Origin of the sequence: Vibrio chagasii (genome assembly GCA_041879415.1) — a bacterium.
Taxonomy (GTDB): Bacteria; Pseudomonadota; Gammaproteobacteria; order Enterobacterales; family Vibrionaceae; genus Vibrio.
Genome location: CP090852.1, coordinates 1,327,823 through 1,352,407, shown reverse-complemented (window position 1 = coordinate 1,352,407; position 24,585 = coordinate 1,327,823). Strand labels below are relative to the sequence as shown.

The window sequence follows — 24,585 nt, the reverse complement described above, 5'->3', positions numbered from 1 at the left end:
GAGTTAATTCGTCGCTCCATTAAGGCTCTCTTTTGCCGAGTAACACTTCTGTTTAACCTGAGTGATGAACGGATACAGGAAGGCAATACGCCCAAGGTAGAACAGAGTGAACGCTAGCCACAAACCATGATTACCCCATGCACCAACCGCTAGTGCCTGGACAACCAAGAACACCAACAAAGTCGCAATACTCGAGTCACGAACCGGACGGGTGGTGCCTGTTCCAGTAAAGATGCCGTAAACCGTCAAACCAAACCCAGCCACCAGCGGAAACGCAATCAGCCAAGGTGCCATCTCATGGTACAAAGCAACCAGCGCAGGAATATCGGTAAACAAGAAAACAATCAGATCTTTAAACAGCAAAGTGAGTAGTGTTAGTGCAGCAATGAAACCTGTGGTCCATTGGAAGTTAAGCCTTAATACACGCTCCAACATCGAAGCATTTTTCTGACCAACCGCTTTACCCGCAAACACGCTCGATGCATTGGCAATCCCGTCAAACATGTAACTGACTATAAAGGTCACCTGCATCAAGATCGCGTTAGCGGCCAGAACATCAGTACCCAGTTTAGAACCGGTGCGCGCCATCATATTGAAGAACACCAAGATACAGATAGTGCGTAACAGTAGGTCGGTATTCGATGAGATGATTGTCGACAGGTCTTTCTTGGTCATCTTCGAACCTTGTAGGAACTCAGATACCGAGATATTGCTCGTCTTCATAACCAGCGTCATACCAATCGCAAAGGTGGTGATTTGTGCAATCAAACTTGCGTATGCCACCCCCGCAACACCTAAATCGAAATACAGTACGAACACCGCATCCAAAACAATGTTTAACACGTTGCCAAACACTTGTGTGTAAAGGACTTCTTTGGCTTTCGCCTGCCCCATCAACCATCCAATAATGGTGTAGTTGAGCAGCACAAAAGGCGCGCCATAAATCAAAATACTGAAGTAGATATGCGCTTGTTCAGCCACGTTCACTTCAGGCTCTATCACCCACATCGCCCCTTGCCAGATCAGAGGTTGTATCAAGATAAAGATCAAACCCACCAAACCAGACAGCACAAATGGGCGCATCAAACTGCCCGCGAGTTCCGAACGCTCCCCTTTGCCCAACGCCATCGCGCTTTGCCCTGTGGTGCTGACACGAAAAAAGCCAAACAACCAATACATGGTGTTCATGATGATGGTGCCAATCGCGACGCCACCGATCAACTCAGCAATACCAAGTTGCCCAATGACAGCAGTATCTACGGCACCGAGCAGAGGCTGAGTAATCGTTGAAATAATGAAAGGGAAAGCGATTTTCAGATAATCTTTGTGAGTAATAGTCATGTTTACTAGAAGGTGATATTAAGAACTATTTGCAATAAGAAGGTGATGCTATCTTTTAATCCGTACGTTGTCATCTTTTAATGGAGTACATTATCAACAAAGCGTGTCTATCTTAGCCCACCTGCATAGAATCGTTGGCAGCTATTAGTCGTGCTAATTCGTCTCAACAAAAGAGCAAAGTCTGGTTCAACAAAACAGCACAAGCATCGATTAGTAAAAACTCACCGGAAGATAGAAATCAAGTTCGAACACTTCATCACTATTTAAGAAATGATTCTGGTGATAATGCACATAGGCTGGTGTTGAACGCTGCTTAAAACCTGATGTAGGTAACCATTTTTCTAATACCATACTGATCTGTGGTAGCAATTCTCCATAACGGCCATTGAGTCGAAACACGGCATGTAAGCCGCCGGGAATCACCATCTGATTGACCACGCTGCGATACTTGATCGGTTCACTGATCGCGATACACGCCACATAGCGACACTGGTCCATTTCAACCCAAGCTGGATTTGAATGGTGCAAACCAAACTGGGTCGAAAAATCACGCTGTTCGGCGTTTGCCCACGCTTTCAATATCAACCACGCATTACGAATAGAACGGTTATAGCCAGTGTGGCGAACATAGGCTGCCATGCGCTCTGGTGTTTCCACTATTTTGGGCTCGGGTAGCTTGCGCTGTGCGACATTTTGATAACCAGCCGCCACCTCAGGATCTTTCAAGTACGGCTTTTCGGCAATCTGCAAATCGTGTTTTCGCCACTCGCCCGGAGACATATTAAAAGTCGCTTTAAACGCTCGACTAAATGAAGACACCGAACTGAAACCACATTTATTGGCTATCTCAACCACCGATGAACTGGTATCGAACATCAACTGATTAGCGGCATACTCCATCCGAGTGCGTCGGATATATTGGTGCAGCGACTCCCCCACCACACTTTTAAACGTACGATGAAAGTGTTGCTCTGAGTAGGCTGCTATCTCAGAGAGCTCTTTAGCAGATAACGGTTGGCTGATGTCTTGATGAATATGGAAAAGAACATCATTGATTCGAGATATGTGTTGACGTGACATCGTTTAAATAGCATAAATGGACATGTTTAAGAGCATAAATGGACACGCTAGTTTTTACAATTGCCGTGTAATATCAAGCGATAGAATAAAAACGAAAAACGACGAGACACAACACATGGAAATCGCACAGTCATTACAACAAATTCAATCTTCATATATTCGAGAGATCCTCGCTGCAGCAAGCGATCCAAACGTCATCTCACTGGCCGGTGGTCTGCCTGATGAGAAAACCTTCCCAATCGATTTAATGAAGCCAACGCTAGAAAACCTAGCGAACATGCCTGAAGTTTTCCAATACGGCTCGACAGCGGGTTACGGCCCTTTGCTCGACCACCTAACACAAAGCTACCAATTGCCAGAAACTCACACTGCGATGATCTGTACTGGTTCTCAGCAAGGTCTAGATTTGATTGCTCGTGCATATGTTGATCCGAATGATGTGGTGGTAATGGAAGCTCCGAGCTACTTGGGTGCGATGCAAGTATTTGGTTTGGTTCAAGCAAACATTGTGACTGTGTCTCAAACTGAATTTGGACCTAACCTAGATGAACTAGAAACGTGCTTTGCCGAGCAATCGCCAAAGATGTTCTACGCGGTACCAGATTTCCATAACCCAACGGGCGTATGTTGGACAACAGAGACTCGCCAAAAAGTGGCTGAGCTGTGTATCAAATACAACGTCGCGTTCATCGAAGATGCACCATACCGAGAGCTACGTTTCACAGGCACAGAGCTGCCGTTGGTTTCGTCTTTCTGCCCTGACAACTCTATCGTTCTTCGTTCATTCTCTAAGATTGCATCACCTGGTTTACGTATTGGTGCGGTAACAGGTAAGCGCAGCTACCTTGAGCCACTGATCAAAGTGAAGCAAGGCGCAGATTTGCACTCAAGTGTTCCGATGCAGGCCCTACTGCTTGGCCTTCTAAAGCACCAAGACTTTAACGTGCACATGGAAAGCATCCGCTCACTGTACAAGTCTCGCTATGAAGTGCTGTTTTCAGAACTAGAAAAACAACTGCCTGCTGACTGTGTATTGAAAGCAGTCGATGGCGGGATGTTCATTTGGGTTGAGATTCCAGAATGCGATACTTTTGAACTGGCTAAGACCCTACTTTCAAATGGTGTAGCCGTTGTACCAAGCCCAGTATTCTATCCAAAGCCGGAGGGAGCAAAAGCGGCACTGCGCTTAAACTTCACTAACGCTAACCCAGAAGAGTTGACTGAAGCGGTGAAACGCTTAACGGAAGTACTTAACCAAGCGTAATCGCTGATTAAGTAAGACAGATTCAACACCAAGCCCTGCTGTATTTGTACAGCAGGGCTTTTTCGTTCCTCAGATCATAAATCCACAATAAAACAGGTGATAAATAGCCCTACACTTGGTTGGTTTTTGTCCTACATCGCCTTAGTTATACTGCGGCGGATTTTAATAAGCCATCATGACGAGCTCGGTTTCAATGCCCAGCTATGATCAGAATAGGCAACCGCTCTGGATTTACGTTCCAGCTCGCAGAAAGGAAAAACCATGTCTCAATATGTTGTATGTGCTCTGTATAAATTCGTAGCACTTGATGATTACCAAGAAATTCGCCAACCGCTAACTGAGCTTCTAGAAGCCAATAACATTCGTGGTACTTTGTTACTTGCAAGTGAAGGTATCAACGGTACCGTTGCAGGTAAGCGCGAATCTATCGACGCCCTCCTTCAATGGTTCAAGCAAGACGACCGCCTAGCGGATGTTGTTTACAAAGAGTCGTTCAACGACGAACAACCATTCAACCGCACCAAGGTAAAGCTTAAGAAAGAGATCGTAACCATGGGTGTCGAAGGCATCGACCCTCGCCATGTTGTTGGTACTTACGTTAAGCCAAACGAATGGAACGACCTTATCTCAGATCCAGATGTGATCTTGGTTGATACTCGTAACGACTACGAAGTAGACATCGGCACATTCAAAAACGCGGTAAACCCAAACACGGAAACATTCCGTGAATTCCCTCAGTACGTTGAAGACAATCTAGATCCTAAGAAGCACAAGAAAGTCGCGATGTTCTGTACAGGTGGTATTCGTTGTGAAAAATCAACGGCCTACATGAAAGAGCAAGGTTTTGAAGAGGTTTACCATCTTGAAGGTGGCATTCTAAAATACCTAGAAGAAGTGCCTGAAGAAGAGAGCATGTGGGAAGGCGATTGCTATGTGTTTGATGGCCGTGTTGCCGTTAACCACCAGCTAGAAAAGAGTGGCTACGATGTATGTAACGCTTGTCGTCTACCAATCACAGAAGAAGACAAAGCCTCTGAGCACTTCGAGAAAGGCGTAAGCTGCCCTAAGTGTTTTGATAAGCACTCTGAAGAGCAGAAAGCGCGTTTCCGTGAACGTGAAAAGCAAGTACAGCTATCAAATGCACGCGGCGAAACTCACGTAGGTGGCGATGCTGCTCACCTAATCGAGCAACGTAAGAAAGAAAAGTTGGCATACAAAGAGCAACAACGCTCTGGTAAAAAAGCGAAATAATCTCTTAGCAGAAACGCTATAGCGATCAACGCAACTGAAAGAACAAAGGGCATCAGCGATTCCAATTGGGCACGCTAATGCCCTTTTTTAATCCTAATCTCGCTTTGTGTTTTGAACCACATTTATCTTCAAAAATAGGTTCTATACTGAAGTTAATTTAACGACAGAGGAAGTGCCAATGCTCAATGAAAACCATGCCTTTATCTTAGATTTCCCAGAGCTGAAATTAGACATTGTTCAACTCAACCACGACGACGAAAAGTTCAAAGCAGACATGCAAAAGTACCACCAGCTTGATTATGACATCCGTGAATTGGAAATATCAGGCAGCCCGATTGATGATGACAGCATGCACAACCTCAAAGTAGAACGCATGGAGCTCAAAGACGCGCTACACAAACAACTCACTAGACATCACGCACTGAAAATGGTTTAGCCAGACCAGCACTTAGTGTGGCAGCAGTCGTCACACTAAGTGAATACCTAAACGTTGGTTTTCTTGTTCCCATCAGAAAAATTCAAATAGGTATGAAACCTCTCCCCGTCATCTCGGGTTTCAAAATGCCAGTTCATTCGCTCACAAATACGCTGAACAATAATCAGACCACACCCGTAGCCTGCGTTATAGGTTTCGTTACCATCATGCCTATTGACGATCACCAACCCTTTCTCAGTCAATTGAATATCAATGTCGCCGATACTATAGCTAAATGCATTCTTGATTAAGTTGTTCATGACCACGGTGATGAAGCTTTCAGGCGCATACACGGTAGCTGATCTTGTAACGTTAAGGCGGTAGCTCGCATCCTGTTTGGCAAACAAAATGGCTAGCTCTTTCAATTGCTGTCGGACCATGGTTTCCAAATCATGCTCAGAGAAGCGGTGTTCATCGACACTTTCTTTCCCAAGCAACAAAAACATCTCTGTCAGAATACGCATTTGCTCACTGGCTTCTTGAACTCGATTGATGGCTTTCAACGCCACAGGAGGTTGGTTGTCGACTTTGGCGAGTAAATCTGCAGAACCTTGAATCACCATGATTGGCGTACGAAGTTCATGCGAGGCGAAGCGACTAAACTCCTCTTCTCGCTGAAAGTAGCCCGATATATCGTTTTTAGAATCGAGTAAGGTTTGCTCGATATGACGAGTCTCAGCGTAACCAGTTGTCACCTCAAAAGAGGGCTGGTCGGGCTGCATCAAACTGATTTTTTGCTCTATCTGGCTTAGTGGACGTGACAATGAACGCACCACATAAACACTGTAAAAGACCATGGCTAAGGAAATAAAGCCCCCCAACAGCATGGTGTAATAGTGTAGGCTCCACTCGTAATTATCTAGGTAATCATCTGCATCATCTTGAAAGACGATGTACATCATCCCTTTCCCCGAAGGATGCTTCAAAACAATGAAATGTTTATCCTCCGCCCCCAGAAGGTATTCGTAGAAGCCTGGCGTTTTATAGTAACTTAGCCAACGGGGTAGTTCGTTCTCACTCCAATAGGTAGAGAACTCATTCGGATTGGGCAATAAGGTATCTTCACCATATAACTCATACTCTGCGGTATAGCGGTTCGCTTCAGTATCTAACCAGTGGTGTAAGCTAATGACTTCCATCTGGTTTTCGGCCAAATAAATGGCTGTCCAGAACATGCTGAACATAACAAGTGTCATGATCCCAAAGCTTCTACGAATTTTCTTATAGATACTTGGGTACGTGCTTTCTTTTACTGAGCTTTTACGCTTTGAGTCGGTAACCTTGTCCATGAATCGTCTCTAATCTTGAATGCTCAAAACCCTTATCAAGAGCATTGCGTAACCCATAAATGTGACTTCTCAATGCATCACTCGATGGTGATTCGTCTCCCCAAACTGAGTCAATCACTTCTCTGCGCGACACTATTGCCGGGGCATGTCGAATAAGCACTTTCAATATTTTCAATTGAATACGACTCAGCTTGATCGGCGAGTCACCACGAAACACTTCATCGGTCTGGGAGTCCATAGTGATATCGGCAAAGCGCACCTTACCAACATCTAACCGAGGGCCACGGCTTGCCAATGCGTGCAACCGTAAACTCAATTCTTGCATCGCAAAAGGTTTCAGCAAGTAGTCATCACCACCGGCTTGGAATGCTGCAATTTTGTCGTCCAACTGCTCTTTTGCTGTCAAAAACAAAATAGGAGTACGGCATGATTGTTCTTGTCGCAGCTTTTTGACCGTCGAAATGCCATCTAATTTTGGCATCATGATATCCATAATAATGACATCGTAATGGTTTTCAGCCACTAGCTTTAATGCCGCTTCGCCATGATAGGCGCAGTCAATACCAACACCTTCTAGCTCGAGATAATCAGCAATGGTTTCAGAGACACTATGGTTATCGTCAACAATCAAAACTTTCATCGATTTATTTCACCTTTCTTCACGAGTGCTTCACGTTCGAGTCTATAAGATAGCGCCCAATTAAAACAAATAAACTTAAATAAATTCTAGTAAAGAGTATAAAAATGAGAAAGTTAGCGTTAATTACGGCGGTAAGTTTAATCCTAGCAGGTTGTGGTGGTGGCAGCAGTGACAGCAGCGATACGAGCGAAGCACACACACCATCATCTATTCAAGGCACGATCGACTCTGTTTCAGGCGACACCATTGTTGTAAATGGCTACACCTATCACGTTGACAGCGCATACTATGCAGGTGAAGAAGTTGCGATAGAAGATCTAGAAAAAAACATGATGGTTTCCATCTCCGCTAACGCTCGCAGTGCGTCCACTCATGCTAGTGGAGCCCAAGTTGGTCTGGAGCCGACAATCGTAGGTTTGATTAGCAATACTGACCACGCAAATGGCACATTTGAAGTCAACGGCATACCTCTAACTTTCTCAGCGCTTTCGACTGAGATTGAAAATGGCGATTGGGTGATGGTGTCTTCTCTACCGACCGCTAACGCAGGTTACAAAGTACTGTCGGTAGTGAAGTTCGAACACTCTAACTTAACAGAATCGGTTGAGGTTGAAGGCTTGATTAGCGAGTTAGACAGTAGCGCAAAGACATTCAAACTTGGCGCAAACCTCAGCGTTGATTATTCAAATGCCTACATCGATAACGATAATAACAACTCTGGCTTATCTAATGGTCTTTGGGTTGAAGTAACAGGTTCAATGACAGGCTCAATATTAAAAGCAGACGAAGTGGAAGTTGAAGACTTTGATGAAGTCAGCAATGACACGGAAATCGAAGGCATTATTACTTGGGTGGCGAACGACAAATCATCATTTGATTTAAGCTATAAAGGTCGCTTTCTTGTAAATAACAACACTCGTTACGAAGACGGCAACAAATCGAACTTAACCGTTGGTACAGAAGTTGAAGTCACGACGAAGAAAGCTAACGGCGACAATGTTGCAACCGAAATCGAATTTGAACACGACGATGATGCACAAGATTGGAATGATAACGATATCGACCTCGAAGGTATTGTTCAGAGCATTGATGAGTCCGCATTAAGCTTTGTTATCCAAACAACTTCTGGTAATCAAACGGTCTACGTTAACCAAAACACTCGCTATGAAGATGGCTTAACGTTCGACACGCTAACCAATCAACGAGTTGAAGCAGAAACGTATAAGGTGAATAACCAATATATCGCTAGCGAAATCGAAGCTGAAGACAACGACTAATATCATGAGTTTAAAAGCCACGTATCTACGTGGCTTTTTCATTTCGTAAAAATATTAGCCGCTTATGGTATTGTTTGCTTATCCAGGATTCAGGGTAAGGAAATAGAAAGAATGACAAGCAAATGCGGAGAACTTAGGTTAGAAACCGTCTTAAACTCCGAGTTTGACGAGCTGTTTGACTGCGTTAAGCAAGGTATCTTCGAACACGTCGACAATGTGTTTGGCTGGGATGACGAGCTTCAGCGCAACCGCCTCTCAAACGACTACCAGCCCTCTTGGTTTCATTGGGTGTATAGAGGCTCTCAAAAGGTCGGGCTTACCTGCTTCAAGCCTTACGGCAATGCATACCACGTCCACTTATTGATTATTTTCCCTCAACATCAAAACCAAAACATCGGTCAACAAGTCATGATGCTGATTCACAATAAAGCGCGCCTGGAACAGCGAAACCAAGTCACCCTATCTAGCTTCAGAGGCAACACTCGCGCCATCCAATTTTATGAGGCTCTTGGCTATCAGGTTGTTGATGACAGTGATGAGGACTTTGTTTCTTATAGGCTAAAAATAAAAGCCTCGCTCTAGCAAGGTGACCTTCAGTCCAAAAAGCAAGTAATTGATATTTATATAGATTGCAAGATTTATACATTTGCGAGAGATATGACTCGCACATCAAAATAACCACATTTGATGTAACTCTAGAATAAAAACTCCTACGGTTTCCGCGTAATCCCTATTTGATACATTCCACAACAATGGCACTCAATTTATAAATAGTCATATTTATCAATGACATTCCGCCAATTGATTTCTGAATAGAAGACTTTTATCAATAACTCAATAAAGGAGAACTAACATGAATGGTCAACGTTCACTGTTAGCAGTGGCAATAGCCCTAGGGATAGCAGGATGTGGTAGCGATAGTTCGAATAGTCCCACAACAGATAGTGGTGGTTCAACGGCAACAACAGCATCTCTTACCGCCAAAGCCGCAGATGGCTATTTGGTAGGTGCTAATGCATGTTTGGATCTAAACAACAACAAAGAGTGTGATAAGGATGAGCCAAATGCCGTAACCGGCGACAATGGCGAATTCACCATTGATAACTTAACTCAAGAGCAACTAGAACAGAGCACTCTATTGATTGAAGTTGTCGCCGGACAAACCATCGACACTGATAACCCTGGTGTTGTGTTAAGCAAAAGCTACCGCTTAACAGCTCCACCACAATCAGAGTTTATTAGCCCATTAACCACACTCATACAAAATGAAATTGAAAGTGGCGCATCATTAGATGAAGCCAAAGCAACTATTCAAGAGAAGTTAGGGACAACGCTCGACTTAACTCAAGATTACATTGAGGCCAAAAATAACGACAAGCTAGCAGACTCACAAAAAGCAGCTTTTGAGAACCTACACCGCGTTGCTCAAGTTACTGCATCGGTCATGGCAGAGAATACTGACGCACTATCAGAAACCGCAGCGGGTGCTGGTATTTCTGTAGAAGCGCTCACGGCGTTGATCAATGAAGAAGTGACTCGAGTACTAGATGAAGTTGTCAAAAATATTGAAGCAGCGGGAGAAAACTTCAACCCGAGCGACATTGCTGGCAGCATTAATCGTGACCACATCGCCATTGATGACTCTAACCTTGAAGATAAAATCAAAGAAAACGAAGCAAATAAAGAATCTAAGCAAGCCGACCTTGCGAAGCTGATTAAAACAGATGGCATCAATTGGTTTGGCGGTGAGAATGACACAGGCAAAGACTTGATGGTCGCCTATGGAACACTAAAAGCGGATTCCGATAACTCTGTCACCGAAACTAGTTACATTTATGACTATTTTGCAGAACAGTTTATCGAGGTAGAAACAACTCTGGACTCCAATGGCATGGTATTGGGTCAAAATGGTTGGGAAACTAGCAATGACACTTTAACTAGCATCAAGCCAAATAAAGACGGCAGTGTCATTCTTGAGTCGAGCAGCTCAATTTTTAATGAAGTTGCTAGTGCTAAGCAGTTGGATATTAGCGGTCTTAACGTTCGCTCAATCATGGATCAAACAGATGGTGAGAACGTTTGGTCTCTAATTATGCCAGCAGGATTAAAATTCCCAGATAACACCACAGCATACAAGTTGTCAGTAGAAGATCTCTACGACAACATATATTACTTTTATAAGGGTGATTGGTGTGCTGAACACGATCCAGATCGTTACCAAGCGCTCAATAACTCGTGTAACGGAATAAGTGCCTTTAAAAATGGCGACGTAACAGATACATGGCTGGCAACTTTAGCATCGACTATTGCTGACGATGAGTCAGATCGTCATGAAACAGCATCTAACAATCATGATGACTTAATCCCGATGGCGGGCTTCGAAAATGCTGAAGTATTCGCACAACTTCTGTCTAACGGTACCGTTGTTTATTATTCAAGAGCGTGGGAAGAAAATTCTCAGTTCTTGAGATTAGCAGACCTTGGTTCGTGGAAAGATATCTCATTGAATGGCGAGGTTGTACGTCAGGTGACGATTCCTGAGTCCATCCACTCGCAAACCACATGGTCAAACTATCAAAGACAAGATAACTCTGCTTACCTATCTGTAGTCGACGGGTTTGTGCGTATAACCTATAAAGAGAACGAAGAGCTTGATAGTGAAGCCTATATCTTTGATGAAGCAACTAAACAGTTCATTTTAGATAACGCATTAACGCCACAGCCTCTACACCCTCTAAATCTGCAGGCTTGTCTTGACTCGCTACCAGATGCAGGGTTCGCACCAGCAACCAATGACGTCACGGTTTACGATGTACAGCGCACACCTATGTGGGAAGACACTCCTGTTACCGAAAATCTAACTTATGAGTTTACCTATCTTGGGGATACTTTTTCTTGGCTAAATGACGTTACGTTAGTCACTGGACTTCCAAGTTGGATTTCTGACCTAGAGGGTAGTCTAGAAAAAACACGTATCGATATTAAAGATTCGGAAGGTGTTTTAATAGGGTATGAGTATTCATATAGCTCTGAAGATCACTACCTAGGTCAAGAAGGCTTTAACTCTGATGACTCACTAGGTTGGGGGACAGCTAAAGCAGTATTACCACAAACGGTTGCTGATAACCAAAAAATCATCAATCAAACGATAGACTTTGGGACGTCAACTAACGCCCCACTCACCTCTCAGCTCGATTATTGGTGGGACGAAGAGAGCGGTGAGATAATCGAAATAGAGTATCCTGGATTAAGAACCGTTTCTGTAGAAACCTCATTAGATGAAATCATCAACGCACGACCTTACTACCTATCTACCTTTGACTACCAGCAAACCTACGTAGGTAAAGAGGAAATCACAGTGCCTGCAGGTGCTTTGGTAGCATGTAAAGTAACAAGTAAGACACAATTCGTAGATTATGGACCTATTGATACTCAAACTACCTGGCTTACTAACCGAGGCTCCATCAAATCTATTAAAGAGGAACAATCTTGGGGTATGTCGATTGTAATGGAGGCAAAAAGCTTACCTTCTATTCAGTAATCAATAAGTAGTAAGAACAAGCCAATATTTTATTGGCTTGTTCTTTTTTGCAAAACACACTTTGCTCTCGACACAGAAACTGATTCACAAGATGTGGTGTAAATACCTCTACAAACGCTTGCCGCTACCATCTTCCCACATCACTTCACACTCTTCTTTAATGGCTGCTTTTAATAGCTCTACCAATGGAAATGCTCGGCTGCCAATGTTTACTGGCGCTTCGACAACTTCATCTTCATTGTCGTCATCTATATCGTCTTGCTCTACAGCTTGATTTTGCTCCGCAGCGATTGCAGTGCGCAGGTTATTCAATGCTTGGGGAACCTCTGAAGCGTCAATCGCTCCTGGGAGCGTACCACTATGTCCGAGCATTTTAATAAACTGAAGACCTACTTCACCAAACATCGTGACACTTGCGTGTGCCTTGCAGCTAAACGTGATTAACATAATTGGTCCCTTAATAATTGAATAGTAAAAGAACTATGTGGAGTAAATCCTTGGAAAGCAAGCACATAATGATTCACTTGCTTTTGGCAAGCTGCACCATTAGTGATATCCATCACTATTTAGAATGCGTTAATCAACATTTCATATGAAATATTGATAATAGTCACATTAAATGGTCAGCTAAGGCTCCGCGTAGCCCATTATTTAATCTAGTATTAATACCATTATCAAAATTAGTGGCACAAATCACATGAACAGGCTTGTAGGAAGGCACCTTGAAGAGATGGCGGATATCCGCTCTACGCGAAAACAAAAAATCGTCTACTCCTTTTCACTGACTGCTGCCGCGCTCTTTATCTTTTACACATGGGCTTACTTTCAGGGACAACACTACACGTTGTCCATGTTTGAACTATGCTTCGCTTTTATCGCTATCGCCAATGCAATTTATGTAAGAAGAGTCTTCAATCCTGAGTACTCAGAGTTAATTCTTAGCTGTGTACTGCTTGTGCAAGGAGTCATCTTATTTCTATACAGTTATGCCATTCCCGACCGCATACTTTGGCTCTATCCGATTTTAGCCGCCGTTATTTTTATCAATGACTTCAGAATTGGCGTCATCCTAAGCACCTCTTTTTGTCTGTTCATAAGCACGCTGATCACTGCATTACCTAGCAATTTTTCTCTACCTTTTAACAGCACACACCGCTTTATTCTTAGCTTGTTTACCATGAGCTTGGTGTGCCATACCTCCGCTTACTACTACACCAAAGCAGTAAGTTACATTCAGCGTTTGTATAAAGAAGGGATTGAAGACTTAGCTTACCGAGACCAACTCACAGGGCTAGCAAATCGATGGAGCTTTGAACGTTGGGCTATTGAAAAACTAACAACTGTTGATAGTGAGCGATCACTTACTGCATTGGTTTTTTTAGATATCGATGATTTTAAAGGCATCAATGACAGTTATGGACACGATGTTGGCGACAGTGTGTTGCAGCACTTTGCGAATCGCTTGAGCAACAATATTCGAACTCGAGATCGAAAAAGTCATGAATACGACTATTCGATTGCGCGTTTTGCGGGCGATGAATTTGTATTAATGCTCTACGATATCCCGACGCGAAAAGACCTCGACGGAATCCTAGACCGAATCTGTGGTTTATTCGAAAGCGGCTGCCAAACAAATGAAAGAATAAAAGAACTAACGCTCAGTGTTGGTGTGTCTTTGTATCCACAAGACGCGCAAGATTTACATGAGTTAACGAGATGTGCGGATAAAGCCATGTATGTTGCCAAGCATTCAGGCAAGAACCGATACGCTTATTATCACGACAACCCGGTTTCTACTTTAATAGAAGAGTGTCCGATGGACAGCATCCATGCAGAAGCCAAAGCTCCTGAACGTGAAGAGGATATTCAAACTAACGTAGAAGGGAACAATGTAACGCTACTAAAGACTCGCCAGCGTTAGCCAGCCATATACATAGCCCATAAACTGATAAGACCAATAACAATAATCCAAACCACTTGCCGAACTCGGCTTCGGTTTTCCCACTTAGATCTGGTGACGGTTTTAAGCGCTGATTCCTTTGCCGAATGCACAAAAGGCGCTTCAACTTCGCGCTTTTTGATACGACGTTTCACCGCGTTATTCGCAACCTCAGTAAAACGTTGACCTTGATCTGTCGTAAAGTCATTTTCAAAGCCCATTCGACCGTGCCTTTCGCCATGTTTTTGTTGTACTGCCATAGCGGCCTCCTTGGCGGTCTACCCTATATTGAGTATAGACTTAATTTCATATTGTTACCTGTTCAAAATTTTCGAATAAGTCACTCAACGCAGCACCATCTTCTTTATAAATTAAATTCCATACACTAACCCTATTCAAGCTTATGAGGGTTTCAATATGTCGAATGTAAGAACCGTAGAACATGTAATCTCAGCCCACGCCACGTCCGATGGCGACGGGGTTAAAATCCAAAGAGTTGCTGGTTTTAATAACAAACGCTTCTCTCCATTTTTGATGATTGATGAACTCAAATCAGATGAGAGCAAAGACTATGTTGGCGGCTTCCCTCCCCACCCTCACCGTGGGATAGAGACACTCACCTATATGCTGCAAGGTCACTTTCAACATAAGGACCACATGGGCAATGTAGGAGAGCTCCGTAGTGGTGGGGCACAATGGATGGCAGCAGGTCGTGGCGTTATTCACAGTGAAATGCCGATGATGGAGGAAGGTGCACTTCATGGTTTTCAGATTTGGATCAATCAACCAGCCAAAGACAAAATGAAGCCAGCGCAATACCATGACTTCCAAAGCGAAACTATTACTGAACACCAAAGTGAGCAAAGTGGTTTACTAAGAGTTATTGCGGGTGGGTTTGAATTACTGAATCCTGCAGCTGACACTTTAAAAATACAAGGACCACTACAACAAACGGGCGTGCCACTGAGTGTTTCAGATTGGCGAGCGAGCGTTGGACAACAAATCTCGATAAGCACTAACGTTAGTCACAATGCCATGACGTATGTGTACAAGGGCAGCCTTAAAATTGGTGAAAAAGTCATAAGCCAAGGTCAACTGGCGTTCCTAACAAGCGCTGAAATACTGTCTTTAGAAAGCCAAGAGGATTCCGGTGCACTTATCTTTATCGGAGAGCCAATCGATGAACCGGTTGTGCATTATGGTCCATTTGTTATGAACTCTATGGAAGAGATTGAACAAACCATCCAAGACTATAACAGCGGCTTGTTTGAAACCTATTAGTGTTTGGTTTGGACTTTTGAGGGATTGAGAAGACAACAACGAATTTGGTCGTCGAGTTGATGACTGCAAAACAAGTGACACTATCCACTGCCGGTTATTATCACTTATTTAACCACGCTCTTAGAGCGTGGTTTTTTCTTATTGGAGAGAAGCTAGCTCACTTCTCCCTAAAGGTATTCACATAGGTAAGCCGTTGCTTCTTTTACTTGTAGGTCAAAAGATGAATCGCCTGCAACGTCAAAAGACTCACCAGATTGGTATGTAGTCCAGTCTTCATCACCAACACGTTTTACCGTTAGTGCGCCTTTTACAACCGTCATCTTTTCTGGAGCCGCCGTACCGAAGGTATATTCGCCCACAGCCATTACCCCAACACTCACATCAGCACCAGATTGGTTAAACGCTAGCGATTTTACGCCACCTTCAAAGTATGTGTTTTCTTTAATCATTGTACTTCCTTGTTATCTTGAAATTGCAGTTATTGGGCTCAACAAATAAGCCTATCTGTAAACTTAGGTGATAATTGTTTTAACCAATTCGCGACTTTCCTACAAGAAATAAATACGCATAACTTAAGATTTACTGACAGTAATTTTCATTGATGACATAAATATTGATAGCAATACTCGAAAAAACATCAAAGCAAGTCTATTTATCGTAACATTGGATCTTGCTTCTAACTCTTATAACGATCTTTGCAAACAAAGATTTTAATTTATAGACTCAAAGACGGTACAAGCAAGAAAATGAAGAGATAATGGCAAAAAAGCCCACTAAAAGCAGAGATATATTTGCCAACTCACTACTCTACGGCTTTCTATTAGCAGGTTTTATGATTGCCGTCACCGCTGGTTATTTTGCTTATCAAGCTCATCAAAAGTCTGTCAGTCCAAGTAACGTCCATGGTAATTGGATTGAGATTGGTGCTCCACCATACAATACCGACATCCTGACCCTTTCTGAAAAAGGGGTAATGATCAATCATCGCCTTATTACCACTTCATTTGAGTTTGACGGTAAAATCGTCACGATAAACACAGGCTCTGGACCAAGGGTTTACACCATCAGTGGTACCTACGATTCACCTCGCCTAAAACGACTGGAGCCAAGCACACCAGCCCAGCAATTTATTAAAGAAGGCTTTGAGCATACCGCTACCAGTGATAATCACAGTGTCATGCAACAAAGAAGAGCTTCATTAGCTGAGCAATTCAAAAGATAGCCTTCAATCGCCAAAATCACTCCACCAACACGCTTCATACCTCCCCTGCCTAGCCGCTACTACTTTGTGATATTGCTTCAACTAAACAGTATTTTCATGCAGTTTGTCGCACCTTTACATAACTTCATGTTGTGAAACTTCACATATGAGATTTTCATGCTAGGCGAAATTTTATTTTATAAAACATGGACTCGACCTCTCACTCATTAAGCAACAATTTTGTAACAAGATACAATTTTTTAGTTGTCCATCGAAAACAGATTTATTTTCAGTTATGAAATTAAAACTCTCTCGAATACTGACGGGGAAGCTCCTTCAAAACTGATCGGAGCAACTTATGAGGCCATTTGGTTCTCGTAACCTTCAAGGAATGAGAGAAATAGTATGATTCGTTTTAATACCTGTGCTGCGAGCATTGCTCTAGCGCTATCTGGTACAGCATTAGCTGCTCCAACAGCACCTAGCATCGACATGTACGGTTCCAACAACCTACAGTTTTCTAAAATTGAACTCGCGATGGAAACCACTTCTGGCTACAACCAGATGGTTAAGTATCACGACAAAGCAAAGGTCGACGTTAAGTTTAACCAGTGGAGCGGAACGTCAGGAAACACGTACAACATCTACTTTGATGGCGTTAAAGTTGCGACCGGTCCAATCACTGGCAGCCAAACTACAGCTTCATTCGAATACGGTCAGGGTGGCTTGTTTGATATGGAGATCGAAGCGTGTGACGAAACGGGTTGTAGCAAGAGTGCACCCGCAAAGATCACCATCGCCGATACGGATGGCGCACATTTAGCGCCATTAGCAATGAACATTGATCCAAACAACAAGTCATACAATACAGACCCAAACACAGTAGTGGGTACTTACTTTGTTGAATGGGGCATCTATGGTCGTGATTACACAGTCGACAACCTACCCGCTGATAACTTGACCCATATCCTTTATGGCTTCATCCCAATTTGTGGTCCTAACGAATCAGTGAAATCGGTTGGCGGTAACAGCTACAACGCACTCATGACGGCATGTCAGGGCGTCAACGATTACGAAGTGGTAATTCATGACCCATGGGCAGCTTTCCAGAAAAGTTTCCCTCAAGCAGGTCACGAATACAGCTCACCAATCAAGGGCAACTATGCAATGATGATGGCGCTCAAGCAGCGTAATCCAGATCTGAAAATCATCCCTTCAATTGGCGGTTGGACCCTGTCAGACCCATTCTTCGATTTCACCACCAAAGCAAACCGTGACACCTTCGTCGCATCGGTTAAGAAGTTCCTAAATACATGGAAGTTCTATGACGGTGTGGATATCGATTGGGAATTCCCAGGTGGCGGCGGTGCTGCACCAGAACTTGGTGACCCAGTAAATGATGGCCCAGCTTATATCGCACTAATGGCAGAACTGCGCGCAATGCTTGATGAGTTAGAAGCAGAAAATGGTCGTACTTACGAACTCACATCAGCGATCGGTGTTGGTCACGACAAAATTGAGGATGTGGATTACGGTGATGCTATCCAGTACATGGACTACATCTTTGCGATGACTTATGACTTCTACGGCGGTTGGAACAACGTGTTAGGTCACCAGACAGCATTAAACTGCGGTAACTTCATGCGTCCTGGCCAGTGTGATGGCTCTGGCATTGATGAAAATGGCAAACCGTACACAGGCCCTGCTTACACCACTGACAACGGTATCCAATTACTGCTTCAGCAAGGTGTTCCAGCTAACAAACTTGTCGTAGGTACAGCAATGTACGGTCGTGGTTGGGAAGGCGTATTACCATCAACACTTTCTGACCCAAGCGACCCTATGACAGGTGTCGGTAATGGCAAACTGAAAGGCAGCACTGCACAAGGGGTATGGGAAGATGGCGTTATCGACTACAAAGGCATAAAAGCGAACATGCTTGGCGCCAACAACCAAGGTATCAATGGCTTCGAATATGGCTACGACGAAATGGCAGAAGCGCCATACGTTTGGAACCGTACTTCAGGTCAGTTAATCACATTTGATGACGACCGCTCAGTTAAAGCAAAAGGTGCGTACGTGCGTAGCCTTGGCCTTGCGGGTCTGTTCTCTTGGGAAATTGACGCGGATAACGGCGACATCCTAAATGCAATGCACGAGGGTTTAGCAGGTGGCACTACAGAGCCTGTGAACAAGAAACCAACCGCATCAGCAGGTGCAGACCAATCTGTTGAAGGTCCAGCTTCTGTTTCTCTAGATGGCAGCGCTTCAAAAGACAGCGATGGCACAATTGCGATCTACGCTTGGTCTCAAGTGAGCGGTACAGCAGTAACTCTGGCGAACGCGAATGCCGCGGTTGCAAGCTTCGATGTTGTTGAAGTCGCTCAGCAAGAAACGCTAACCTTCAGCTTAACAGTAACGGACAACGAAGGCGCAACGTCAACGGACACGGTTGTTGTAACGGTAAACCCAAAAGATACAGGTCCAGTTAACACAGCACCAGTTGCAGTGGTTACGGCTCCGGCAGAAGTCAATGCGGGTGATGTTGTGGTCGTGGATGCATCTGCGTCTAGCGATGTCGATCAAGACACACTAACCTTCACATGGGACGTACCTGCAGGTATCGATGCAACCGTACAAGGTGCTTCAGTAAGCTTTGTTGCAGCAGAATACACGCAAGACACTATTCTGAACTTCTCTGTGACCGTGAGTGACGGTACAGATTCATCAGTCGCAGCTGCATCAGTGAAAGTACTTAAGAAAACCACAGACGGCGGTACGTGTACTAACGCTTGGGATTCAAGTGCAGTCTACACTGGCGGCGACCAAGTGACTCAAGCTGGCAAGACTTGGGAAGCGAAATGGTGGACCAAAGGTGATGACCCAGTTAACTCTGGTGAGTGGGGCGTATGGAAAGAGATTGGCCCGGCAAACTGTGCTAACTAAAAATAGGTGCAAGCTAAATACTTACTAAACACCTAAAAGCAAAGGCCAACCAGAAATGTCTGGTTGGCCTGTTTTTATTTGTTTTCTAAGCCTACGTATTACCGAATTGATTAACTAAAACTAACCAATCAAGGCATCAAAGCTCTCAAACACTTGCGGGCACTTCATTACTCGCCCGTGACCTTGCCCTTGAGTGGCAATCAAGGTAACGCGCTCCATTTCATTCGCTGCACGCTGCGACACATCGAACTTAGTAAACTTATCTTGCTCATCATGCACAATGATGGTCTGAGACTGACGAAGCGCAAGCTTGCCATACGGGTCAACCGACTGAATTGGGTAATTAAACTGCTCTTCTACTTCCCCAACTACCGCCTCAAACAGCTTCATTGAATAACCAGAACGAGCAACGCTGCCAAACAAATTATCCAAGTAATCCAATACAGGTGCGATCAGAAGCAGCGGCTTGTTTTCCAATTTAGCGTGCTTACATTCCAACGCTGAAGCGGTACCCATGCTATGACCAACCAAGCCTGCCACTTCACCCACCGAATCTAGAATCGCCTCAAGACCGTTCACAAACGCCGGAATATGACCATGCACGCCATCGCTGCCACCATGCGCCGGGTGATCGTAAGCCAAAGCGGTATAACCTTTAGCTGCGATATGTTCCATCAAAGGGAAGAATTGACTCGCGGTACCAGACCAGCCATGAGTTAATACCCAAACTGGGCCTGCACCCAAAGAGTAAGTTTTTAACACACCGTCGCGGCCTTTAATTTCACTCTTGATCAGCCCTTGTGGATCCGCATTTTTTTGCTCAGTTCGCATTGGCGTAAGCAGCAGTTTACGCGCGGTTTTCTTCGCATGGCTCGGCGCTAAGATGTAATGTAGATTGGTGGTTGCACCAATCAGGCTACGCTTAAAGCTGAATTTGTTCGATGTATTAAAATAGATTTTGTCACTCATGACCGTTCCTTATCTCGCCAAATTTATTAGCGTATCCAGCTCGGTCATAAAAACGAACGACCGTGCTATTTGTTAATATAAAAAATGGCGCTACTGCTATTTATGCACGCTACCGCCACTTATCTTAAATTTTTTAGGCCATAGATAGGCCAAGCTCATGGGCTTAACCAGCTCAATGGCTTACCTGTTAAACCACTTTCCAGCTAGCAATTAAGCGCTCTACGCCACTCCAAAAATGGGTATGGCTTGCTTGTTGGCCTCGTAACGAATAGAACAAGTTCGCACTCAAATAGAGCCCATACAACTCAAAGGTTGCCTGTTTTGGGTCTAGGTCGGCTCTAAACTGTTTGCTCTCCACCGCTTTTGCTATTTGAATCGTCAAGTAATCAATCCAAACCGAAATGGTTTTCTGCAACGCTTGCTGAATCACAGATGTTTCGCTGCCTGCATCTTTCCAAGCATCTATAAACATGCAACTGCCTTGGAATGAGTGGTTCCATCCTAACCAGTTATCGAGTAACTGTTTTAATTTCGCTTCAATGTCAGCATCACCAAGCTCTCTTGCAGGGATGATGACTCGCTCGGTGAAGATAGCATTGGAGTACTCAAGTACAGAGAGCTGGAGGTTCTCTTTAGAGTTGAAGTGCGCAAACAAACCACTCTTAGACATACCACACTGCTTGGCTAATTCGCCAATCGTCAAACTCTCAAGCCCGTTCTCACTCGCAAGCGCGAATGCATGGCTCAAAATATACTCTTTGGTTATCTTTCCTTTACTCATTATTCACCAAGGATAAATCTGATACGTTATTTTTAGCACGTTCGTTCTTTTTTTCAAAGATTTTTACTTATCTATTGGGATTCAATTTCTCTTCTCAAAGAATTGTGGAAAAATGCGACAGTATTCAAAGGATATTGAAGTTGGCTAAAATTAAGGAAAAATAATGGACACACTTTGGGAACAGTTTGCGTTTTCAGCCTCAGTGACAGGCCCTATCTGTTTAATGCTGTTTCTTGGTGTGGTGCTCAAACGAATTGGGCTTATCAATGACAACTTCATTGATATCGCTTCTAAGATTGTTTTTCAGATCACCTTACCTGCGATGCTGTTTTTAAGTATCGTTCAATCCGAACATAACTTCTCTGCCAGCAGCACCCTGGTGTTATTTGCTCTCGCTGCTAACTTCGCTTTTTTCCTCATTGCTACCGTCTCGACCAAGCTATTATTTAGAGATTCGAAGGACCAAGGCGTCATCATCCAAGGTGGATTCAGAGCGAATACGGGTATCATAGGTTTAGCGTATGTCGCCAATATCTACGGTAATCAAGGCGTGGCACTTGCGGCGATCTATGTTGCCTCAATTACTGTGCTCTACAATATCCAAGCCGTGATTGCCTTAACCCCTAAGGGCAAAGACACAGGCGATAAAGCCATTCAAGCGATAGCGAAGTCGATAACCAAGAACCCTCTTATTATTGCTATTTTCCTCGGGGTTTTCTGTTACGCACTGTCTATTCCAATTCCTAAAATGGTGACTGATGCAGGGCAATACTTGGCGAAAATGACCTTGCCTCTGGCTTTACTGTGTACCGGCGGCTCATTGGATATCAGCTCTCTCAAACAAGAGAAACTCGCGACTTGGTTTTCCTCAAGTTACCGGTTAATTGCCTCGCCGTTACTTATCACATTGGCAGCATTGGCCTTAGGCTTTGAAGGACTCGATCTTGGACTGATCTTCCTGATGAGTGCAGCACCAACCGCTGCTGCAAGTTATGTAATGGCACGAGCGATGGGAGGAAATGCAACGCTTGCTGCCAATATTATCGCGCTGACCACTTTAGGTTCACTTATCACTTGTACGCTTGGTATTTTTGCACTTACTGCAATGGATTTAATATAGCTGCGACAGGCTTCAAAAAATCAATACAAGCCTTTATATAAAGGCCGAAACCCTTGATTTAACGCTAACTGGTTCAACACAAAGGCTGCTAGATTCTACGAAAATTTTCTTAGAGATCTGATATGTCTTCCGTTCAAAATACGCCTTCACAACGCATCGCCAGTATCGAGTTAGGTCGAGTGATTGCTATCTTGGCGATCATTGGCTTACATGGCCAAATGGCCCTTACTTATTGGCAAATCAATGACGTGCCATGGATTGGTTATATTCTCAACCAAACTGCTCGCTTTGCCGTACCTCTGTTTTTCCTAATTTCAGGTTATCTGATTCAACCCAAGCTAGTCTCATCTCCTTGGGAAACCGTCATCAATTACTCGAAACCACTGCTCAAAGTTTGGGTGGTATGGAGCATCATTTGCTTAGCGGTACCCTTCAACCTAGCCAGAGTTGAAGAGCTCGGTTATCTAGGTGAACGCCAAGGGTACTGGGGCTTTTTGATGAGCACACCGCTCAACTCTTTCTTAGAGGGCGGATTAGTGCATTTATGGTTTATCCCAGCTTTAGTTTTCGCTGTTTTGATCATCGCTTTGATGGTTGAGATGAAGCTCGATAAGCTTTTATTGCCTCTCGCAGTTGCACTCTACATCTACGGTGTCTTAGCTGGGAGCTATGCAAGCCTGACTGGACTAGAAGCACCTTTCTTTACCCGTAACGGCCCGTTCTTCAGTACATTAATGGTGACCTTAGGTTTCCTTATTCGTCAGCATCAATGGAAAATGTCGTCGGCTAAGGCGCTAGGACTAATCGCATTAGGTATGGGGATTCATTTTGCTGAAGCGGCATGGCTGTCTAAATTCGACATCGCGTTCAACATCCATGATTTCTTGTTTGGTACTGCGCTATGGGGAATGGGCACGTTTATGTGGCTTCTAGCTAATCCAAACGTGGGCAATTATGGTTGGGTTCGTGCTATCTCAAATCGCATGTTGGGTATCTACGTTAGTCACCTATTAATCATCATCTTGTTGTTTAATGTCTGTGGTGTATTGGGCATTACGGAGCTAGCAAAAGACCTAACCGTATTCTTTGGCACCGTGTTACTCAGCTTTGGATTGGTCGTTGCGATTGAGAAAAGCCCACTGCGACACGTACTGCTTCGTTAGCACCAACAAAATGGCGTGATTAACCTTCTCAGTTTAACTAGCCACAAAAAAGAAAGGCAAGATAACTTAGTATCTTGCCTTTTTTGTTCAGATTGAAAGTGAACTTGCGTCACTCATGAGGTGTTATCGGAACGCCATCGCGCCTTTACCTACCCCTTCATAAGCCACAATTTGTAGTGATTGATTTTCTGTCAAACTTGGGGCGACTTGATCCGCAATGTAGCCTGCCAGTAATTCCACCGTGGTATCGGTTGGCAAGATCTCTGTTTCACTCTTAGCAATCGCTAACTCAAACTCACCTTGTGGGGCCGTGTAGCTAAAACCATAATGGCTTTCGTCATTCACACTCTGTGCGCGCTCACTTAGGTTTAATGATGAAACAGAAACTTGGTCTTCTTTAGAGCCTAGGTAGATGTCTTCCCAGCGCTTAGCGAACGCTAGCTCACGTTGCTCATCACGCTGACCATCAACCACAATTTCAACCGGAGAACGGTGGCCATGAGCAATACGCTGACAGTTACCATCGTGCTTTTTCAAACCATGGGTATAGTGGTAGAACGCACCATTAATGTTCTCGTGGCGAAGGGTGATCTCTAACCCTGTTACGTTGCTTGGAAGGTTGTCGCGAAGAATATCGTAAACGTGTGCGGTCACGCTCTCGATGGTGATCGCCTCGGCATCAACCAGACAGTAAGCTTCATCAGGACAGTGCAAGTGAAGACTCTTATCACCACGCAATACATCGACTTTAGCGTAGCCCGGTTTACTTGCTTGATGCACGATAGCTGCATTTTTCATTGGTAGCAGTAAACGGTGATCGACATGCTGATCAACAAGGTTTTTGATCTGTTTTTTGACTCTGCTAAAGTCTAAAACCATGCTCATTTCATTCAGTTCACCAGACATGGTGACATCTAAAATCCAACTATCTCCTACGACCCCTCTGTGTTCACAGATGTATGAAGAATCGATAACGGTAAGGTCTCTTACAAATAGGTTCAAGTGGAACTCCTTAGTGCTTTAATGA

General features: G+C 44.0%; 22 protein-coding genes. 12 read left to right on the top strand and 10 right to left on the bottom strand.

From position 1 onward, the window contains the following. Window positions 1–3 precede the first annotated feature (3 nt). Both L0991_19950 and L0991_19945 read right to left on the bottom strand, forming a co-directional pair. Window positions 4–1,341, bottom strand: a complete 1,338-nt coding sequence (locus L0991_19950; protein XGB64304.1) for an MATE family efflux transporter — start codon at window positions 1,339–1,341, stop codon at window positions 4–6. Window positions 1,342–1,551: 210 nt separating this feature from the next. After that, on the bottom strand, window positions 1,552–2,421 hold the full coding sequence (locus tag L0991_19945; GenBank protein ID XGB64303.1) for an AraC family transcriptional regulator: 870 nt from the start codon (window positions 2,419–2,421) through the stop codon (window positions 1,552–1,554). A gap of 115 nt (window positions 2,422–2,536) precedes the next feature. On the opposite strand from L0991_19945, the gene L0991_19940 reads away from it, so the two are divergent. From L0991_19940 to L0991_19930, 3 genes are all read left to right on the top strand, one after another. Beyond that, window positions 2,537–3,685, top strand: a complete 1,149-nt coding sequence (locus L0991_19940) for a PLP-dependent aminotransferase family protein (protein XGB64302.1) — start codon at window positions 2,537–2,539, stop codon at window positions 3,683–3,685. A gap of 261 nt (window positions 3,686–3,946) precedes the next feature. Then, on the top strand, window positions 3,947–4,936 hold the full coding sequence (locus L0991_19935) for a rhodanese-related sulfurtransferase (GenBank protein ID XGB64301.1): 990 nt from the start codon (window positions 3,947–3,949) through the stop codon (window positions 4,934–4,936). 178 nt (window positions 4,937–5,114) lie between these two features. Then, on the top strand, window positions 5,115–5,372 hold the full coding sequence (locus L0991_19930; protein ID XGB64300.1) for a YdcH family protein: 258 nt from the start codon (window positions 5,115–5,117) through the stop codon (window positions 5,370–5,372). Between the two features lie 47 nt (window positions 5,373–5,419). Here the strand turns inward: L0991_19930 and L0991_19925 are convergent, their stop codons facing one another. After that, window positions 5,420–6,700 carry a HAMP domain-containing histidine kinase gene (locus L0991_19925; protein XGB64299.1) on the bottom strand — a complete coding sequence of 427 codons (1,281 nt, stop codon included), beginning with the start codon at window positions 6,698–6,700 and terminating at the stop codon, window positions 5,420–5,422. Then, a complete protein-coding gene (locus tag L0991_19920) occupies window positions 6,672–7,340 on the bottom strand; it encodes a response regulator transcription factor (protein ID XGB64298.1) in 669 nt (222 codons plus the stop codon). Before L0991_19920 ends, L0991_19925 begins: the two co-directional genes overlap by 29 nt. A 104-nt stretch (window positions 7,341–7,444) precedes the next feature. Here L0991_19920 and L0991_19915 point away from each other — a divergent pair, with 104 nt between their 5' ends. From L0991_19915 to L0991_19905, 3 genes are all read left to right on the top strand, one after another. Continuing rightward, the gene (locus L0991_19915; protein ID XGB64297.1) at window positions 7,445–8,617 is read left to right on the top strand and encodes a DUF5666 domain-containing protein; all 1,173 of its coding nucleotides are present in this window, start codon (window positions 7,445–7,447) and stop codon (window positions 8,615–8,617) included. A gap of 111 nt (window positions 8,618–8,728) precedes the next feature. Further along, window positions 8,729–9,199 carry a GNAT family N-acetyltransferase gene (locus L0991_19910; protein ID XGB64296.1) on the top strand — a complete coding sequence of 157 codons (471 nt, stop codon included), beginning with the start codon at window positions 8,729–8,731 and terminating at the stop codon, window positions 9,197–9,199. A gap of 271 nt (window positions 9,200–9,470) precedes the next feature. Further along, window positions 9,471–12,158: a hypothetical protein gene (locus L0991_19905; protein XGB64295.1), complete on the top strand. Its 2,688-nt coding sequence runs from the start codon at window positions 9,471–9,473 to the stop codon at window positions 12,156–12,158. Window positions 12,159–12,266: 108 nt separating this feature from the next. On the opposite strand, the gene L0991_19900 is transcribed toward L0991_19905, so the two are convergent. Further along, window positions 12,267–12,605 carry a DUF1840 domain-containing protein gene (locus tag L0991_19900; protein ID XGB64294.1) on the bottom strand — a complete coding sequence of 113 codons (339 nt, stop codon included), beginning with the start codon at window positions 12,603–12,605 and terminating at the stop codon, window positions 12,267–12,269. Between the two features lie 283 nt (window positions 12,606–12,888). Between L0991_19900 and L0991_19895 the strand changes: the two genes are divergently transcribed. Beyond that, the gene (locus L0991_19895; protein ID XGB65420.1) at window positions 12,889–14,079 is read left to right on the top strand and encodes a diguanylate cyclase; all 1,191 of its coding nucleotides are present in this window, start codon (window positions 12,889–12,891) and stop codon (window positions 14,077–14,079) included. On the opposite strand, the gene L0991_19890 is transcribed toward L0991_19895, so the two are convergent. Beyond that, on the bottom strand, window positions 14,076–14,357 hold the full coding sequence (locus L0991_19890) for a hypothetical protein (GenBank protein ID XGB64293.1): 282 nt from the start codon (window positions 14,355–14,357) through the stop codon (window positions 14,076–14,078). The two genes, L0991_19895 and L0991_19890, sit on opposite strands and share 4 nt — an antisense overlap. A 157-nt stretch (window positions 14,358–14,514) precedes the next feature. On the opposite strand from L0991_19890, the gene L0991_19885 reads away from it, so the two are divergent. Further along, on the top strand, window positions 14,515–15,378 hold the full coding sequence (locus tag L0991_19885; protein XGB64292.1) for a pirin family protein: 864 nt from the start codon (window positions 14,515–14,517) through the stop codon (window positions 15,376–15,378). A 167-nt stretch (window positions 15,379–15,545) separates the two neighbouring features. Here L0991_19885 and L0991_19880 read toward each other — a convergent pair whose 3' ends face one another. Beyond that, window positions 15,546–15,827, bottom strand: a complete 282-nt coding sequence (locus tag L0991_19880; protein XGB64291.1) for a pyrimidine/purine nucleoside phosphorylase — start codon at window positions 15,825–15,827, stop codon at window positions 15,546–15,548. A 308-nt stretch (window positions 15,828–16,135) separates the two neighbouring features. Here L0991_19880 and L0991_19875 point away from each other — a divergent pair, with 308 nt between their 5' ends. Next, the gene (locus L0991_19875; protein XGB64290.1) at window positions 16,136–16,600 is read left to right on the top strand and encodes a DUF2850 domain-containing protein; all 465 of its coding nucleotides are present in this window, start codon (window positions 16,136–16,138) and stop codon (window positions 16,598–16,600) included. A gap of 384 nt (window positions 16,601–16,984) precedes the next feature. Then, window positions 16,985–19,525, top strand: coding sequence for a glycosyl hydrolase family 18 protein (locus L0991_19870; GenBank protein XGB64289.1), 2,541 nt, complete (start codon window positions 16,985–16,987; stop codon window positions 19,523–19,525). A gap of 120 nt (window positions 19,526–19,645) precedes the next feature. On the opposite strand, the gene L0991_19865 is transcribed toward L0991_19870, so the two are convergent. Both L0991_19865 and L0991_19860 read right to left on the bottom strand, forming a co-directional pair. Beyond that, complete coding sequence (locus tag L0991_19865) at window positions 19,646–20,494, bottom strand: alpha/beta hydrolase (protein ID XGB64288.1); 849 nt, start codon at window positions 20,492–20,494, stop codon at window positions 19,646–19,648. 187 nt (window positions 20,495–20,681) lie between these two features. After that, window positions 20,682–21,275 carry a TetR/AcrR family transcriptional regulator gene (locus L0991_19860; GenBank protein XGB64287.1) on the bottom strand — a complete coding sequence of 198 codons (594 nt, stop codon included), beginning with the start codon at window positions 21,273–21,275 and terminating at the stop codon, window positions 20,682–20,684. Between the two features lie 163 nt (window positions 21,276–21,438). Between L0991_19860 and L0991_19855 the strand changes: the two genes are divergently transcribed. Together L0991_19855 and L0991_19850 are read left to right on the top strand one after the other, a co-directional pair. Then, the gene (locus L0991_19855) at window positions 21,439–22,395 is read left to right on the top strand and encodes an AEC family transporter (protein XGB64286.1); all 957 of its coding nucleotides are present in this window, start codon (window positions 21,439–21,441) and stop codon (window positions 22,393–22,395) included. A 122-nt stretch (window positions 22,396–22,517) separates the two neighbouring features. Next, complete coding sequence (locus L0991_19850; protein ID XGB64285.1) at window positions 22,518–23,558, top strand: acyltransferase family protein; 1,041 nt, start codon at window positions 22,518–22,520, stop codon at window positions 23,556–23,558. Window positions 23,559–23,681: 123 nt separating this feature from the next. Here L0991_19850 and L0991_19845 read toward each other — a convergent pair whose 3' ends face one another. Then, window positions 23,682–24,560 (bottom strand): 6-carboxytetrahydropterin synthase, encoded by an 879-nt coding sequence (locus tag L0991_19845; protein XGB64284.1) that lies wholly within the window; start codon window positions 24,558–24,560, stop codon window positions 23,682–23,684. Window positions 24,561–24,585 lie beyond the last annotated feature (25 nt).